16 protein-coding genes are annotated in these 15,278 nt (G+C 69.5%); 7 read left to right on the forward strand and 9 right to left on the reverse strand.

Annotated elements, in window-relative coordinates; translation table 11 throughout:
- The first annotated feature begins 8 nt into the window (after positions 1 to 8).
- From urtB to BXA00_RS03395, 6 genes are all read left to right on the forward strand, one after another.
- On the forward strand, positions 9 to 1,640 hold the full coding sequence (urtB, locus tag BXA00_RS03370; RefSeq protein ID WP_076516215.1) for an urea ABC transporter permease subunit UrtB: 1,632 nt from the start codon (positions 9 to 11) through the stop codon (positions 1,638 to 1,640).
- Positions 1,637 to 2,764 (forward strand): urea ABC transporter permease subunit UrtC, encoded by a 1,128-nt coding sequence (gene urtC / locus BXA00_RS03375; RefSeq protein WP_076516217.1) that lies wholly within the window; start codon positions 1,637 to 1,639, stop codon positions 2,762 to 2,764. The genes urtB and urtC overlap by 4 nt, the downstream gene beginning before the upstream one ends.
- A complete protein-coding gene (gene urtD / locus BXA00_RS03380) occupies positions 2,761 to 3,600 on the forward strand; it encodes an urea ABC transporter ATP-binding protein UrtD (RefSeq protein WP_076516219.1) in 840 nt (279 codons plus the stop codon). Before urtC ends, urtD begins: the two co-directional genes overlap by 4 nt.
- Position 3,601: 1 nt before the next feature.
- Positions 3,602 to 4,300 carry an urea ABC transporter ATP-binding subunit UrtE gene (gene urtE / locus BXA00_RS03385; RefSeq protein ID WP_076516221.1) on the forward strand — a complete coding sequence of 233 codons (699 nt, stop codon included), beginning with the start codon at positions 3,602 to 3,604 and terminating at the stop codon, positions 4,298 to 4,300.
- 73 nt (positions 4,301 to 4,373) lie between these two features.
- Positions 4,374 to 4,802, forward strand: coding sequence for an arsenate reductase (glutaredoxin) (gene arsC, locus BXA00_RS03390; protein WP_076516223.1), 429 nt, complete (start codon positions 4,374 to 4,376; stop codon positions 4,800 to 4,802).
- Positions 4,803 to 4,894: 92 nt separating this feature from the next.
- Entirely contained in the window at positions 4,895 to 5,500 is a 606-nt protein-coding gene (locus BXA00_RS03395; protein WP_076516225.1) for a phosphatase PAP2 family protein, read from the forward strand.
- Between the two features lie 19 nt (positions 5,501 to 5,519).
- Here BXA00_RS03395 and BXA00_RS03400 read toward each other — a convergent pair whose 3' ends face one another.
- The 3 genes from BXA00_RS03400 to ogt form a co-directional block, all read right to left on the reverse strand.
- Positions 5,520 to 6,500 (reverse strand): tripartite tricarboxylate transporter substrate binding protein, encoded by a 981-nt coding sequence (locus BXA00_RS03400; protein ID WP_076516226.1) that lies wholly within the window; start codon positions 6,498 to 6,500, stop codon positions 5,520 to 5,522.
- Positions 6,501 to 6,619: 119 nt separating this feature from the next.
- Entirely contained in the window at positions 6,620 to 7,705 is a 1,086-nt protein-coding gene (locus BXA00_RS03405) for a tartrate dehydrogenase (protein WP_076516228.1), read from the reverse strand.
- Positions 7,706 to 7,791: 86 nt separating this feature from the next.
- Positions 7,792 to 8,358, reverse strand: a complete 567-nt coding sequence (gene ogt, locus BXA00_RS03410; RefSeq protein ID WP_076516230.1) for a methylated-DNA--[protein]-cysteine S-methyltransferase — start codon at positions 8,356 to 8,358, stop codon at positions 7,792 to 7,794.
- 170 nt (positions 8,359 to 8,528) lie between these two features.
- On the opposite strand from ogt, the gene BXA00_RS03415 reads away from it, so the two are divergent.
- On the forward strand, positions 8,529 to 9,974 hold the full coding sequence (locus BXA00_RS03415) for an AlkA N-terminal domain-containing protein (protein WP_076521770.1): 1,446 nt from the start codon (positions 8,529 to 8,531) through the stop codon (positions 9,972 to 9,974).
- Positions 9,975 to 10,030: 56 nt separating this feature from the next.
- On the opposite strand, the gene BXA00_RS03420 is transcribed toward BXA00_RS03415, so the two are convergent.
- The 6 genes from BXA00_RS03420 to BXA00_RS03445 all read right to left on the reverse strand — a co-directional run bounded on the left by BXA00_RS03420 (position 10,031) and on the right by BXA00_RS03445 (position 15,209).
- Positions 10,031 to 10,936, reverse strand: coding sequence for a LysR family transcriptional regulator (locus BXA00_RS03420; protein WP_076516232.1), 906 nt, complete (start codon positions 10,934 to 10,936; stop codon positions 10,031 to 10,033).
- A gap of 18 nt (positions 10,937 to 10,954) precedes the next feature.
- Positions 10,955 to 11,437 (reverse strand): YajQ family cyclic di-GMP-binding protein, encoded by a 483-nt coding sequence (locus BXA00_RS03425; RefSeq protein ID WP_076516234.1) that lies wholly within the window; start codon positions 11,435 to 11,437, stop codon positions 10,955 to 10,957.
- A gap of 94 nt (positions 11,438 to 11,531) precedes the next feature.
- The gene (locus BXA00_RS03430; RefSeq protein ID WP_076516236.1) at positions 11,532 to 12,320 is read right to left on the reverse strand and encodes a heme ABC transporter ATP-binding protein; all 789 of its coding nucleotides are present in this window, start codon (positions 12,318 to 12,320) and stop codon (positions 11,532 to 11,534) included.
- A complete protein-coding gene (locus tag BXA00_RS03435; protein WP_076521771.1) occupies positions 12,317 to 13,264 on the reverse strand; it encodes an iron ABC transporter permease in 948 nt (315 codons plus the stop codon). The genes BXA00_RS03430 and BXA00_RS03435 overlap by 4 nt, the downstream gene beginning before the upstream one ends.
- 49 nt (positions 13,265 to 13,313) lie before the next feature.
- Positions 13,314 to 14,144 (reverse strand): hemin ABC transporter substrate-binding protein, encoded by an 831-nt coding sequence (locus BXA00_RS03440; protein ID WP_076516238.1) that lies wholly within the window; start codon positions 14,142 to 14,144, stop codon positions 13,314 to 13,316.
- Between the two features lie 18 nt (positions 14,145 to 14,162).
- Positions 14,163 to 15,209, reverse strand: coding sequence for a hemin-degrading factor (locus tag BXA00_RS03445; RefSeq protein ID WP_076516240.1), 1,047 nt, complete (start codon positions 15,207 to 15,209; stop codon positions 14,163 to 14,165).
- Between the last annotated feature and the right edge of the window lie 69 nt (positions 15,210 to 15,278).

Consider the following 15,278-nt stretch of genomic DNA (forward strand, 5'->3'; position numbering starts at 1 on the left):
GGGCAGCCATGCGCATCGCGCCAATCGCACACTTCTTGCGTCGTTTCCTTCTTGCATGGCTGCTGGCCTTGCCGGCGCTGGCCGCGCCGGCGGCCGCCGCCGGCGTGGACCAGGCCCTGCTCGCGCCGCTGGCCGGCGACGACACGGACGCCAGGCTGCAAGCGATTGCCGCGCTGGGCCAACTGCCCGATCCGGGCGCAGCCGCGGTGCTGCAGGCGCTGGGCAATGACCAGCTCTACGCCACCGCCGACGGCCGGGTGCTGATCGGAACGGGCGGCGCGCGCGCCACCGATCCGTCCACCGGCGCGTCCGTCGACCTGCCGGCGGACGCGGGCTCCATCTCCATCAACAACCGCCTGCGCCGCGCCATCCAGGCCGCGCTGGCGGGCACGCGGCTCTTCTCCGACAATGCCGACGAACGCCTGGAAGCGGCCCGGCGCCTGCAGCAGACGGGCGACCCCGCCCGGCTGCCCATGCTGGAAAAGGCGCTCGCCGCCGAGAAGAACGAGGCCGTGCGCAGCGCCCTGCTGATCGCGCAGGCCAATCTGGAACTCAAGAGCGAAGACGCCGCAAAACGCCGCCACGCGGTCGAAGTGCTGGGCGAGACGAAGAACGCCGCCTTCCGCCCCACCCTGGCCGCCTTGACGCAACAACGCGACGGCGCCTACGCCGAGCCCGACCCCGGCGTGCGCGAAGCCGCCGCCAACGCGCTCAAGCAGATCGACCGGCACCTGGCCACGATCGAATGGGCCGGCAATCTCTTTTATGGCGTGAGCCTGGGCAGCGTGCTGCTGCTGGCCGCGCTGGGCCTGGCCATCACGTTCGGCCTGATGGGCGTCATCAACATGGCGCACGGCGAACTGCTGATGATCGGCGCCTATGTGACGTATGTGGTGCAGACGCTGTTCCGCGCCTGGCTGCCGGGCTGGCTGGACTGGTACGTGGTGGCCGCCTTGCCGCTCGCCTTCGTGGTGACGGCGCTGGTCGGCATGGCGCTGGAACGCACCGTGATCCGGTGGCTTTATGGCCGCCCGCTGGAAACGCTGCTGGCGACCTGGGGCATCAGCCTGATGCTGATGCAGGGCGTGCGCTCGCTGTTCGGCGCGCAGAACGTGGAGGTCGGCAATCCCAGCTGGATGTCCGGCGGCATCAACGTGCTGGGCGGACTGGTGCTCACCTATAACCGGCTCGTCATCATCGGCTTTGCCTTCTTCGTGGTGTTCCTGGTGTGGGCGCTGCTGAACCACACGCGGCTGGGCCTCTTCGTGCGCGCCATCACGCAGAACCGGCGCATGGCCGATTGCGTGGGCGTGCCCACCGGCCGCGTCGACATGCTGGCCTTCGGGCTGGGGTCCGGCATCGCGGGGCTTGCCGGCGTGGCGCTGTCCCAGCTTGGCAACGTGGGTCCGGACCTGGGCCGAGGCTACATCGTCGATTCCTTCATGGTGGTGGTGCTGGGCGGCGTGGGCCAGCTTGCCGGCACCGTCATCGCCGCGCTGGGCCTGGGCGGCGTCAACAAAATCCTGGAGCCTTACGCGGGAGCCGTCATGGCCAAGATCACCATCCTGGTGCTCATCGTGCTGTTCGTCCAAAAGCGGCCGCAAGGCCTGTTCGCCCCGCGCGGCCGGAGCGTCGAATGAAACAGACCGCGCTGACCGACCTGAACCTGCTGGCCCGTCGTCCGCTATTCTCGGGCCGCGTGTGGGCAGCCCTGGCCGCGGGCGTCGCCCTGCTGGCGCTGCTGCCGCTGCTGAACCTGGTGTTCCCGCCGGGCCACGCCCTGCATGTCTCCGCCTATGCCGTGGCCCTGCTGGGCAAGTTCATGTGCTACGCCATGGCGGCGCTGGCGCTGGACCTGGTGTGGGGCTATGCCGGCATCCTGTCCCTGGGCCATGGCCTTTTCTTCGCGCTGGGCGGCTACGCCCACGGCATGTACCTGATGCGCGCCATCGGCCGCGACGGCGTCTACCAGAGCGACCTGCCCGACTTCATGGTGTTCCTGGACTGGAAGAGCTACCCCTGGTACTGGTCGTTCACGGATCACTTCTGGTACGCCATGCTGCTGGTGGTGCTGGTGCCGGGCGTGCTGGCCTTCGTGTTCGGCTACTTCGCCTTCCGCTCGCGCATCAAGGGCGTGTACTTCTCGATCATCACGCAGGCGCTGACCTTCGCCGCCATGCTGCTGTTCTTTCGCAACGACACGGGCTTTGGCGGCAACAACGGCTTTACCGATTTCAAGCGCATCCTGGGCTTTGACATCACCGCGCCGGGCACGCGCGCCACGCTCTACTGGGTCACGCTGGCGGCCCTGGCCGGCGCCCTGATCCTGGCCCGCATGGTCACGCAGAGCAAGCTGGGCCGCGTGCTGACGGCCGTGCGCGACGCCGAAAGCCGGCTGCGCTTCATCGGCTACGACCCGCTGGGCTTCAAGCTGTTCGTGTGGACGCTGTCGGCCGTGCTGTGCGGCATCGCGGGCGCGCTGTACGTGCCGCAGGTCGGCATCATCAATCCCGGCGAAATGTCGACCGAGAACTCCATCGAGATGGTGATCTGGGTGGCCACGGGCGGGCGCGGCACCCTGATCGGACCCATCATCGGCGCGGGCGCGGTGAACGGCCTGAAGACCTGGTTCACCAGCGTGCTGCCGGAATACTGGCTGTATGCGCTGGGCCTCATCTTCGTGCTGGTGACCCTGTTCCTGCCCACCGGCATCGTCGGTCTGGCCCGCCGCATCGCGGCCCGCTTCCAGGAGAAGAAGGCATGACCAGCACGCACACCGAATCCGCCATGCTGGACGGCGGCCCGAGCGGCGAGGCCGGCTACGGCCGCGTCAGCCCCCCGGGCCTGGACACCAGCCACGGCGCCATCCTGTACCTGGAAGGCATCACGGTCAGCTTCGACGGCTTCAAGGCCCTGAACGACCTGACGCTGGACATCGGCGTGGGCGAACTGCGCTGCATCATCGGCCCCAACGGCGCGGGCAAGACCACGATGATGGACGTGATCACCGGCAAGACGCGGCCCACGGCGGGCACGGCGTACTTCGGCCAGAGCATCGACCTGACCACGCTGAACGAGGCGCAGATCGCCCACGCGGGCATCGGCCGCAAGTTCCAGCGCCCGACCGTGTTCGAGCAGCACACGGTGTTCGAGAACCTGGAACTGGCGATGAAGACCGACAAGCGCGTGCGTCCCACGCTGTTCTCGCGCCTGTCCAGCGAACAGGCCGACCGCATCGGCGAGACGCTGGACCTGATCCGGCTGCGGGCCGAGGTCTGGCGGCCCGCCGGGCTGCTGTCGCACGGCCAGAAGCAATGGCTGGAGATCGGCATGCTGCTGATGCAGGAGCCGCAGTTGCTGCTGCTGGACGAACCCGTGGCCGGCATGACCGACGCCGAGACCGAGCGCACCGGCGAACTGCTGAATGAATTGCGCGGCCGCCATTCCCTGATGGTGGTGGAGCACGACATGGACTTCGTGAACCAGATCGCGGGCGACGGCAAGGTCACCGTGCTGCACGAAGGGTCGGTGCTGGCTGAAGGGCCGATGAGCCGCGTGCAGGCCGATCCGCGCGTGATCGAAGTCTATCTGGGGCGCTGAAATGCTGGACGTAAGCACGATCGACCAATACTACGGCGGCAGCCACACCCTGCGCGGCGTGTCGCTGTCCGTGCGCCAGGGCGAGTGCCTGGCGCTGCTGGGCCGCAACGGCGTGGGCAAGACCACCCTGCTCAAGTGCGTGATGGGCGTGCTGCCCGTGGCGCGCGGCGGCATCACATTCGACGGCGCGGACATCACGCGCCTGGCGCCGCACCAGCGCGCCGCGCGCGGCATGGCCTACGTGCCGCAGGGCCGCGACATCTTCGCGCGGCTGACGGTGGAAGAAAACATCCTGATGGGAATGGCGACCAAGCCCGCGGCCCGCGCGCGGCGCATCAAGGAAGAAGTCTTCGAGCTGTTTCCCGTCCTGAAAAGCATGCTGTCGCGCCGCGGCGGCGACCTGTCGGGCGGGCAGCAGCAACAACTTGCGATTGCCCGGGCGCTGGTGGCCGAGCCCAAGCTCATCATCCTGGACGAACCCACGGAAGGCATCCAGCCGTCCATCATCAAGGACATCGCGCGCGTCATCCACATGCTGCGCGAGCGTGGCGACATCGCGATCCTGCTGTGCGAACAGTACTTCGATTTCGCGCGCGAGCTGGCCGACCAGTTCGTGGTGCTGTCGCGCGGCGAAGTGGTGGCGCGCGGCGGGCGCGATGCGATCGACGGCGAGGACGTGCGGCGGCACCTGTCGGTATGAAGCCGATCCCGGCGCGGCGGATGGACTATGCTCCCAGTCCTGCATCACGCATCGTCCGAAAACAGGAGCATTCATGTCCGACGTCATCATCTATCACAACCCCAAGTGCGGCACGTCGCGCAACACGCTGGGCCTGATCCGCAACGCCGGCATCGAGCCGCAGGTCGTGCTGTACCTGGAAACGCCGCCCTCGCGCGACACGCTGACGGCGCTGTTCAAGCGCGCCGGCATCAGCGTGCGCGAGGCGCTGCGCGAGAAAGGCACGCCCTATGCGGAACTGGGCCTGGACGACACCTCGCTGTCTGACGACGCCCTGCTGGATGCCATCGCCAAGCATCCCATCCTGCTGAACCGCCCTTTCGTGTCCACCCCGCTGGGCGCGCGCCTGTGCCGTCCGTGCGAGCTGGTGCTGGACATCCTGCCGGCCCCGCAGAAAGGCGCCTTTTCCAAGGAAAGCGGCGAGCCGGTCATCGACGCGCAAGGCAATCGCATCCAGAAGTAAAAGCGGGCGATGCGCGCCCGCATTGCAAGGAAACTGACGGGTACGCCAGATACCATCGCGGCCACTGATTCATTACGCCGCGATGACGTGTCATGGAATTCCTGGAAAGCCTCAACCAGTCCCTGTTTCTTCTGATCAACGCCGATCCGGCCGCGTCCGCGTGGCGGATCCATGCCGCCCTGCTGGCGGCCAATGCGCTGATCCTGCTGCTGCCGGGCGTCATGGCCGCCGCGTGGCTGTGGGGCAATGAGGCGCAGCGCGGACTGATGCTCAAGGCGCTGGCCAGCATCGCCGTGGCGCTGGGCGCCAGCTACCTGTGCGGGGTGCTGTGGCCGCACCCGCGCCCCTTTGCCGTCGGCCTGGGGCATGCCTTCTTCCCGCACAGGCCCACCGCCTCGTTTCCCAGCAACCACACCATCATCATCGCCACCTTCGCGTTCGCGCTGATCCTGGACCGGCAACGGGCCGCATGGGGGTGGCTGGCGCTGGCGGGGGCCGCGCTGGTCGGGACGTCGCGCGTTTACCTGGGCGTGCACTTCCCGCTGGACATCGCGGGCGGACTGCTGCTGGCGCCCGTGGCGGCCGCGATCACGATTCCTCTCTGGCGCCGCGCGGGCGCGCCGCTGACGGCGGCGGCGCAGGGCCTGTACCGCAAGGCGCTGGCCCTGCCGATTGCGCGCGGGTGGATACGGGCCTAGGACCTGCGGCGTAGACCGGTCAGTTGACCGCCACGTTGGCCTCCTTGACCAGTTTCGCGTAATTGGAGGTGTCGGCGCCGATGCGCGCCTTCATCTCGGCGGCCGAGTCGCCGATGGGAACCGCGCCGATCTCCGCCATGCGCCGCGTGAAGTCGGGCGAACGGATGATTTTCACCATTTCCGCATTCAGCCGGTCCACCACGTCCTTGGGCACGGCCGCCGGCGCCAGCACGCCGAACCAGGTGCCCATGTTGAAGGGCTTCAGGCCCGCCTCTTCCATGGTCGGCACGTCCGGCAGCGCGGCCGAGCGCTGGTTGGTGGTCACGGCCAGCGCGCGCAGCTTGCCGCTCTGGATGTGAGGGAGCACCGGCGTGATCGTGTCGAACGACATGTCGATCTGCCCGCCCAGCAGGTCGGTCGTGAGCGGCCCGCTGCCCTTGTAGGGCACATGCAGCAGCTGCACCTGGCCCGCGCGTTCGAACTGCGCGCCGATCAGATGCTGGCCGGTGCCCATGCCATTGGACCCGTACGTCAGCTTGCCGGGCGCGGCCTTGGCCAGCTTAAGCAGCGACGCCACATCCCTGGCTTGCAGCTTGGGATTGACGACCAGCACGTTCGGCACCAGCGCCACCGTGGTCACCGGCGCGAAGTCCTTCTGGAAGTCGTACTGCAGGCTTTTGTAGACGCTGGTGGCGATCGTGTGATGCACCGCGCCCATCAGCAGCGTGTAGCCGTCCGGCGCCGCCTTGGCCACGTAGTCCGCGCCCAGCGTCGCGCCCGCGCCCGGCTTGTTTTCCACCACCACCGGCTGGCCCAGGCTTTTAGCCAGTTCCTGCCCCAGCGCGCGCGCCAGGACGTCCGTGGTGCCGCCGGCCGGGAATGGCACGACCAGGTTCACGGGCCTGGCCGGATAGGACTGCGCCTGCGCGCCGCCCGCAAGGGAAAGGCCCATCAGGCAGGCGAACGCCAGGGCGCGCGCCGTCATCGCTTTCTTATGCATGGTTTGTCTCCTGGATACGAATGGACTTCGTCTTTTATTTGTTGCCAGGCGCAGGCCTTGAATCTGATGTTCTTGGGGCCTGGTTCGATACGGTGTCAGACACCGGAACAGGACACCGCTTACGCCGCCTTGGCCCGCGCCGAGGCGGCCAACTTCGCGCAGACCGCCGCGGTTACCTGCTCGGTCGTCGCGCGGCCGCCCAGGTCGCCGGTGTGCAGCGCGGGATCGGCGGTGACGCTTTCGATGGCCTGCATCAGCCGGGCGGCGGCCTCGTTTTCGCCCAGGTGCTCCAGCAGCATGACCACCGACCAGAACGTGCCGATGGGATTGGCCAGGCCCTTGCCCATGATGTCGAACGCCGAGCCATGGATGGGCTCGAACATCGAGGGGTAGCGGCGCTCGGGATCGATATTGCCGGTGGGCGCGATGCCCAGGCTGCCGGCCAGCGCCGCGGCCAGGTCGCTCAGGATGTCGGCGTGCAGGTTGGTGGCGACGATGGTGTCCAGCGACGCGGGCCGGTTGACCATGCGCGCGGTGGCGGCGTCCACCAGTTCCTTGTCCCAGGCCACGTCGGGAAACTCGCGGCTGATCTGCAGGGCGATCTCGTCCCACATCACCATGGCGTGGCGCTGGGCGTTGGACTTGGTAATGACGGTCAGCAGCTTGCGGGGCCGCGATTGCGCCAGCGTGAAGGCGAAGCGCAGGATGCGCTCGACGCCGGCGCGCGTCATGATGGACACGTCGGTGGCGGCCTCGATGGGATGCCCCTGGTGCACGCGTCCGCCCACGCCGGCGTATTCGCCTTCGGAGTTTTCGCGCACGATCACCCAGTCCAGTTGTTCGGGCGTGCAGCGCTTGAGGGGCGCGTCGATGCCGGGCAGGATGCGCGTGGGACGCACGTTGGCGTACTGGTCAAAGCCCTGGCAGATCTTCAGGCGCAGCCCCCACAGCGTGACGTGGTCGGGGATGTCCGGATCGCCGGCCGAGCCGAACAGGATCGCGTCCTTGTCGCGCAGCGCATCCAGGCCATCGGCCGGCATCATGACGCCGTGCTTGCGGTAGTAGTCGCCGCCCCAGTCGAAGTCCTGGAAGTCAAAGCGCGGACCGCCCTGGTCGGCCAGTTCCTGCATGACGCGCCGGCCGGCCGGAATCACTTCCTTGCCGATGCCGTCGCCGGGGATGGTTGCGATGCGATAGGTCTTCATGGGCGCCAGCGCTCCGTGTGGATGAAAGTCTGCTGGCACTGTACCGGCCGGGACGCGCGGCGCCCGCGCGCCAATTCACAACATTTTCAACCTGGAGTTGAAAGTGCGGCCGGGGCCGCGCCGGCGGGCTGCGCGCCCAGCCAGTCGGCTTCGTGCGCGAGCAGCCAGCGCTTGCGATGCAGGCCGCCGCCGTAGCCGGTCAGCGCGGCATTGGCGCCGATCACGCGGTGGCACGGAATGACGATGCCCACGGGATTGGCGCCGTTGGCCAGGCCGACGGCGCGCACGGCCGTGGGCCGCGCGATCCGCTCGGCCAGCGCGCCGTAGCTGACGGTGCGGCCCCCGTCGATGGCGCGCAGCGCCTGCCAGACCTGCCGCTGGAACGGGGTTCCGCCAAACGCGACGGGCAACCGCGCGATGGCGCCGACGTCGCCGTCGAAATACGCCTGGAGCGCGCGGCTGGCGTGCGAGGGCTGCGCGGCGTCGCGCAATTCCACCGCGCCCTTGCCGTACTGGCGGCGCAGCAAGGTGTGCATGCGGGTCTCGTAGTCTTCCCAGTCCACGGCGCGCAGGCTGGCTTGCGCGTCGGTCAGCACGAACATTCGTCCCAGGGGCGTGGACACGCGTTCCAGCAAAAAGGTCTGTACCGGCATGATGCGCTCCGAGCGTGTGGAAATGCCGCCAACTATAGACCTGCCCAAGCGACGCGGGCTGGCGGATTCCGGACCTCAGTGTGACTCGCACAACCCTGTCCGGAAACCGCTAGATCCCGCCTGCCTGCCGGCGTTAGCATCGCCGCATGGACCTGAACCCCAACCCGCTCCTGAACCTGGACCACGACGCCTGCTACCGCGCCATCCAGGTGCGCGACGCCCGTTACGACGGCCGCTTCTTCACGGCCGTCAAGACCACGCGCATCTATTGCCGGCCGGTGTGCCCGGCGCGCACGCCCCTGTCCAGGAACGTCACGTTCTTTTCCACCGCGGCCGCCGCGCAGGAGGCCGGCTACCACCCGTGCCTGCGCTGCCGGCCTGAAACCGCGCCCGAAGTGGGCCCCGGCCACGAGTTGCCGGACAGCGTGGCGCGCGCGCTGCAACTGATCGAGCTGGGCGCGCTGGACGAGGCCGGCGTGGATGCCCTGGCGGGGCGCCTGGGCGTGGGCGAGCGTCAGTTGCGGCGGCAGTTCCGCCAGCATCTGGGCGCGTCGCCCGTGACGGTCGCGCAGACGCGCCGCGTGCTGCTGGCCAAGCAGCTCATCCATGAAACGCAGCTGCCCATGGCCGAGATCGCCTTCGCGGCGGGGTTTGGCAGCATCCGGCGCTTCAATGAAATCTTCCTCGACCTCTTCGGGCGGCCGCCGGGCGCGCTGCGGCGTTCGGGCAAGCCCGAGGCGCCGGCGGGGCCGGACGGCGAGATCAAGCTGCTGCTGCGTTATCGGCCGCCGTACGACTGGGACGCCATGCTGGCGTTCCTGCGCGTGCGCGCCATCCCCGGCATCGAAACCGTCGAGGACGACACCTACGCGCGCACCCTCTGCCTGGACGGCGCGCAGGGCACCGTGACGGTCAGGCCCGGCAAGGGCCACGCGCTGCAGGCGACGGTGCGCTTTCCCCGGCTGCAATCCCTGCCGGCCATCATCGCGCGCCTGCGCCGCGTCTTCGACCTGGCGAGCGATCCGGCCGCCATTGCCGCCCAGTTTTCCGCCGACCCGGTCATGACCGCGCTGATGCAGGCGCGGCCGGGGCTGCGCGTGCCGGGCGCGTGGGACGGCTTTGAACTGGCCATGCGCGCGGTGCTGGGACAACAGATCACGGTGGCCGCCGCCATCCGGCTGGCCGGCAAGCTGGTGGCGGCGCACGGTGTCCCGCTGGCCCGGCCGGCCGGCGCGCTGACGCACGTGTTTCCCTTGCCGGAAACAGTGGCCGCCGCGGAGCTGGCGTCGCTGGGCATGCCGCGCAGCCGCGCGGCCACGCTGTCGGCGGTGGCGGCCGCGGCGGTCGCGGACCCGCAGCTGTTCGACGCGGCCGGCGGGCTGGACGAGGCCGTGCGGCGGCTGCGCATGATCCGCGGGGTCGGGGAATGGACGGCGCAGTACATCGCGTTGCGCCAGTTGCGGGAACCGGATGCGTTCCCGCATGCGGACATCGGGCTGATACGCGCGCTGGAACGGCTGGAATCGCGGACCTATACGCCGGCCCAACTGCTGGCGCGGTCCGAGGCCTGGCGGCCGTGGCGCGCCTACGCGGCGCAGCATCTGTGGACGGCGTGAGCGCGGCGCCGCGACCGTCCCCGGCCTGAGCGCGCCAGCTCCCCCCGTCGCCTGCGCTACCAGCGGCCTTCCGATCCTTCCCGGAAGTAGCCCACCAGGAAATCCACAAAGGCGCGCACCTTGGCGGACAGGTGGTGGCGTTCGGGAAAGACGGCATAGATGTCGGCCTGCGGCAGCGCATAGTCCTGCAGCACCTGCACCAGCCGGCCGCTGCGCAGGTAGCGCGCAAGGTCCCATTCGGCGCGCTGCAGGATGCCCAGGCCGGCCAGCCCCCACGTCAGCGTGACCTCGCCGTCGTTGCTGCTCAGATTGCCGCGCACCTTCACGGTCTCGCTGCGCCGGCCCTTGGTGAATCGCCACAGGCCGTAGGCGGCCTCGTTCTGGCGCAGCACGATGCATTGATGACGCGCAAGGTCATGCGGCGTGGCGGGCACGCCGTGCATTTTCAGGTAGCCGGGAGAGGCGCAGACCAGGCGGCGGTTGGGCGCGATCTTGCGCGCGATGAGGCTGGTGTCGGGCAGATCGCCAAAGCGCACCGCGACGTCGAACGCCTCCCGCACGAAATCCGCAGGCCGGTCGGTCAACTGCAATTGCAGCGAGACCTCGGGATACTGCTGCGCGAATTCCGCGATGGCCGGCGCGATGTAGCTGCGGCCGAAACCCAGCGGCGCATTGACCTTGAGCAGGCCGCGCGGGCTGGCCTGGCGGCTGGCGATGAGCTCGTCCAGGTCGTCGATTTCGCCCAGGATGCGCCGGGCGTTTTCCAGGTAGACCTCGCCTTCGGCGGTCAGGCTGAGGCGCCGCGTGCTGCGGTTGAAAAGGCGCACGCCCAGCCGCGCCTCGATCTGCGCCAGCCGTTTGCTGACGGCGGCAGGCGTGACGTCGAGCTCACGCGCGGCCGCCGACATGCCGCCGGCGCGCGCAAGCTCCACGACCAGGAGCAGTTCGCCGGAATGCCCCATCGGTGCGGGCCCGTGCCGTCAGTCGCGGAAATTCTCGAACTGCAGCGGCAGGTCGACGTCGGCCTTTTTCAGCAGCGCGATCGCGGTCTGCAGATCGTCGCGCTTCTTGCCCGAGATGCGCAGCTTGTCGCCGTTGATCTGCGATTCCACCTTGAGCTTGGCGTTCTTGATGGCGGCGATGAGCTTCTTGGCGACGGGCTGTTCGATGCCCTGCTTGATGGTGACCTTCTGGCGGGCGCCGCCCAGGTTTTCGAGCGGGTCGGCGACGTCCAGGCAGCGCACGTCGATGCCGCGCGCCGACAGGCGGCCGCGCAGGATGTCCAGCATCTGCTTGAGCTGGAATGCGCTGGAGGCGACCTGGGTCACGACGTAGCCGTCGAGTTCGAACTTGGCTTCGGTGCCCTTGAAGTCGAAGCGCGTGGACAATTCGCGGTTGGCCTGGTCGACCGCGTTGGTCAATTCGTGTTTGTCGACTTCGGAGACGACGTCAAAAGTAGGCATGACACGGGATCCTGTAGGAAATGAATGGCGCAATGCAATGCCCGCCATTTTACCGGCCCCGCGCGCCGCGTCACGCCGACGTGCCGTCAGCCCCTCAGGCCGTCACCACGAGCAGCCGGTCCGGCTGCAGGGGATGGGACATGACGTGGGCGTCGATGCCGTAGGCCAGGTGCAGGTTCTTCGGCGTCAGCACCTGCGCCGGCGCGCCCGCCGCGATTTCGCGGCCGCCGCAGAGCAGCAGCAGGCGGTCGCACCAGCGCGCCGCGAGGTTCATGTCATGCAGGATCACCAGTACCCCCGTATCGCCGGCATGGGCCAGGCCCGCCGCCACGCGCAGCAGGTCGCCCTGGTGCCTGGGGTCCAGGCTGGCGGTGGGCTCGTCCAGCAGCAAATAACGCGGCTCGCCGTCCACGCGCGCCGCCTTGCACTGCACCAGGACGCGGGCGAACTGCACGCGCTGCTGTTCGCCGCCGGAAAGTTCGGGATAGCGCCGCGCGTTCAGGTGGGTCACGTCGGCCCAGCCCAGCGCCTGCTCGACCAGCGCCTCCACCTGCGCGGGCGACAGCTCCGGAAAGGGATAGGCGCCCATCGCCACCACCTCGCGCACGTCCAGGTCAAAGGCGAGGCCGGGCTTCTGGGGCAGCACGGCGCGCCGCCGGGCCTGTTGCCGGTGGCCCAGGCCCTGCACATCGGCGTCGCCCAGCCGCACCGTGCCGGACTCGGGCGCCAGTTCGGCCGACATCGCGCCCAGCAGCGTCGACTTGCCCGCGCCGTTGGCGCCCAGCAGGCCCACCACTTCGCCGGGCCGCACCGCGAGCGACACCTGGTCCAGGATGCGGTTGCCGCCGCGCGTCAGTATGAGGTTCTCGGCCGCGAGCATCATCCATGCCTCCGGCCGCGCGCCAGCAGCCACAAGAAAAAGGGACCGCCCACCAGGCTCGTCACCAGCCCGATCGGCAGTTCGGCCGGCACCACCGCCACCCGCGCCAGCCAGTCGGCCAGCGTCAGCGCCAGCGCGCCGCCCAGCACGCAGGCGGGCAGCAGCCAGCGGTGGTTGGCGCCCAGCGTCATGCGCACCAGATGCGGCACCACCAGGCCCACGAAGCCGATGCCGCCCGTCGCGGCCACCAGCGGTCCCACGATCAGCGCGCAGGCCAGCACCAGTTGCGCGCGCACGCGCTTGAGCGCATAGCCCAGGTGCTGCGCTTCGCGCTCGCCCAGCAGCAGGGCGTTCATCACGCGCCACTGGCGCATCAGCCACCCGGACATCAGCAACACCCAGGGCCCCAGGAACGCCAGCAGCGACCACTTCGCGCCGGCCAGGCTGCCCATGGTCCAGAACGTCAGGTCGCGCAGCTGGGCATCGTTGGCCACGAAGGTGAACAGGCCGATCATGGCCCCGGCCACCGCGTTGATGGCGATGCCCGCCAGCAGCAGGCCGGCCACGCCGGGCACGCGGCGGCCCAGCGCATAGGCGCAAAAGGTGGCGAGCAGGCTGCCCGCGAAGGCGGCCGGCGCCAGCACCCAGAATCCGCCCGAGGTCAGCACGATGGCGGCCACCGCGCCCAGCGAGCCCCCCGCCGAAATCCCGATCAGGCCGGGCTCGGCCAAGGGATTGCGGAACAGGGCCTGCATCGCCGCGCCCGATATGGCCAGCGCGGCGCCCGCCACCATGGCGAACAGCACGCGGGGCAGCCGGATATCGATCAGCACGTTGCGCCAGAGCGCGTCCCCGGCCGCCGGCTGGCCCCACAGCAGCGCGGGGATGTCGCGCAAGGGAATCTGCACGGCGCCGCTGCTGCTCGCGGCCAGCGCCACCAGCAGCAGGCCCGCTGCCAGCGCCGCCAGCGCCAGCGGCGCGGGCGCGCGCCTGGCGCTAGCGCCCCATGACACCGGCCGCCTCCCGCTTGAGTTCGGTCAGCGCCAACGGCAGACGCGGGCCCATGCCCAGTAGCAGCAGGTCGTCCATGACGATGACGCGCTTGCGCGCGGCGGCGGGCGTGGACGCGATGCCCGGCTGCGCCAGCAGCTTGTCCAGGCCGCCCGACGCGTCCAGCGACGTGCGGGTCACGACGATCACTTCGGGCGCCAGCGCGCTGACCGCCTCGGCGGACACCGGCTTGTAGCCATGCTGGTCCTTCAGCACGTTGACCAGTCCCGCCATCGTCATGACCTCGTTGGCGGCCGTGCCGCCGCCCGCGCCCTGCAGCGTGCCGGTGCGGTTGAGCAGCAGGATCGCGCGCGCGCCGGTGCCGGGCGTCGCCTCGACCGCCTGGAGGTCGCGGGTGATCTCGGCCACCAGGGCTTCGCCCGCCGGCGCCGCGTCGAGCGCGTCGGCAATGTTGCGGATGCGCGCCTTCAGCGACTCCACCGACGGTGAATCCGGCACGGTGACGATGCGCACGCCGACCTCGCCCAGGCGTTTGAGGGCGTCGGGCGGCCCCGCCTGCTCGGATGCCAGCACCAGGTCGGGCTGGAGCGCCAGCACGCCCTCGACCGGCACCGCGCGGTAATAGCCGACGCGCGGCAGCTTGGTCGCGGCCTCCGGGTACAGGCTGGACAGATCGTCTCCCACCAGCTTGCCGCCCTGCCCCAGCCGATACACGATCTCGGTCACGCTGCCGCCCAGCGTCACGACCCGCTCGGGCGGCACCGCCTGCGCGCTTGCCGCCAGCATCCACGCCAACCCTGCCAACCATTTTTTCATTGCCATTTCCTTATGTGCTCAAGCGGCCAGCGGGGCGCTGCACAGGCCGACCATCAGTTCGCGCCATGGCGCCAGTTCCGGCTTGCCCGGCTTGCGTTCGCCAAAGAACTGCACGATCAGGTCGCCGGTGGCGGCGTACACCTCCAGCGAGGTCACCCAGCCGTCCGCCGTAGGCTTGTTGACCACCCACGCCGAGGCGATGGCCGTCGTATCCAGGTGCAGGTTGAATGTCGGGTCCAGCACGTTGAACCACGGACCGGTGCGGCGCAGCGACTGCACGGGGCCGGAGTGGATCTGGATCATGCCGCGGTTGCCCACGAAGCACATGATGCGCAGGCCCGATTCCGACGCCGATTGCAGCATGCGTTCCACGGCGTCGGCGGGCACCGGCTGCGCCAGGTCTTCGCCGGCCGCCGCCAGGGCCGCCAGGCGCGACACCTTGAACTTGCGCAGCAGCGGGAAGAATTCGTGCGTGTCCTTCATGCCCAGCCAGGCTTCGCGCCAGGCCTGCGCGTCCTCGACCTGCCCGGCATCGGCGGACGGCGCGTAGGGCTGCGCCACGGGCCATTGCGATTCGCCCGCGAACCGCGCGACCAGCGCGTCATACGCGGCCGCATCGGTGGCGTCGGTGCGGTACACCTTGTGCACCGCGACGCCCGCGCCGTCGAAGAACTGCAGGCTGCGGCGCCCGTCCTGCTCGACCGCCCAGGCCGACTTCCACGCGGTGAAGAACACGCGCAGGTCGATGTCCGGTCCCAGCACCAGGCCCACCGGACCTTCGGCCTGGATGTCCTCGTACCTGCCGTGGCGTTCGTGCACACACCAGTCGTTGCGCGTCAGCGCCATGACCTCGCCCAGCGTGCCCAGTTCGCGGAAGATCTCCTGCGGCGTGCCGTGCAGCGCGGTGGCCTTCACGCCGCCACAGCCCGCGGCCACCCACTCGGCTTCGGATACGCCCAGCGCCTGGGCCAGGTTGCGGGCGCGCAGCCCGGGTTGGGAGGCGGCCAGCGCCTCGTTGCGGGCGCGCAATGCTTCAGCGCGGATCGTGAAATCGGTATTCGTCATCGTAGGCCCTCCGGCCAGTGCAAACCATTGCTGAAAGCCGCCGCCGGTCCGGTCAGCGCCAAACGGCGG

Source organism: Achromobacter sp. MFA1 R4, assembly GCF_900156745.1.
Taxonomy (GTDB): domain Bacteria; phylum Pseudomonadota; class Gammaproteobacteria; order Burkholderiales; family Burkholderiaceae_B; genus Achromobacter.

Excerpts from the sequence above, each read along its gene's own strand:
- ogt (WP_076516230.1), bottom strand. The coding sequence starts at position 8,358 with ATGCCGGTACAGACCTTTTTGCTGGAACGCGTGTCCACGCCCCTGGGA.
- arsC (WP_076516223.1), top strand. The coding sequence starts at position 4,374 with ATGTCCGACGTCATCATCTATCACAACCCCAAGTGCGGCACGTCGCGC.
- BXA00_RS03445 (WP_076516240.1), bottom strand. The coding sequence starts at position 15,209 with ATGACGAATACCGATTTCACGATCCGCGCTGAAGCATTGCGCGCCCGC.
- BXA00_RS03405 (WP_076516228.1), bottom strand. The coding sequence starts at position 7,705 with ATGAAGACCTATCGCATCGCAACCATCCCCGGCGACGGCATCGGCAAG.
- urtB (WP_076516215.1), top strand. The coding sequence starts at position 9 with ATGCGCATCGCGCCAATCGCACACTTCTTGCGTCGTTTCCTTCTTGCA.
- BXA00_RS03425 (WP_076516234.1), bottom strand. The coding sequence starts at position 11,437 with ATGCCTACTTTTGACGTCGTCTCCGAAGTCGACAAACACGAATTGACC.
- BXA00_RS03430 (WP_076516236.1), bottom strand. The coding sequence starts at position 12,320 with ATGATGCTCGCGGCCGAGAACCTCATACTGACGCGCGGCGGCAACCGC.
- urtE (WP_076516221.1), top strand. The coding sequence starts at position 3,602 with ATGCTGGACGTAAGCACGATCGACCAATACTACGGCGGCAGCCACACC.
- urtD (WP_076516219.1), top strand. The coding sequence starts at position 2,761 with ATGACCAGCACGCACACCGAATCCGCCATGCTGGACGGCGGCCCGAGC.
- BXA00_RS03400 (WP_076516226.1), bottom strand. The coding sequence starts at position 6,500 with ATGCATAAGAAAGCGATGACGGCGCGCGCCCTGGCGTTCGCCTGCCTG.
- BXA00_RS03440 (WP_076516238.1), bottom strand. The coding sequence starts at position 14,144 with ATGAAAAAATGGTTGGCAGGGTTGGCGTGGATGCTGGCGGCAAGCGCG.
- urtC (WP_076516217.1), top strand. The coding sequence starts at position 1,637 with ATGAAACAGACCGCGCTGACCGACCTGAACCTGCTGGCCCGTCGTCCG.
- BXA00_RS03420 (WP_076516232.1), bottom strand. The coding sequence starts at position 10,936 with ATGGGGCATTCCGGCGAACTGCTCCTGGTCGTGGAGCTTGCGCGCGCC.
- BXA00_RS03395 (WP_076516225.1), top strand. The coding sequence starts at position 4,895 with ATGGAATTCCTGGAAAGCCTCAACCAGTCCCTGTTTCTTCTGATCAAC.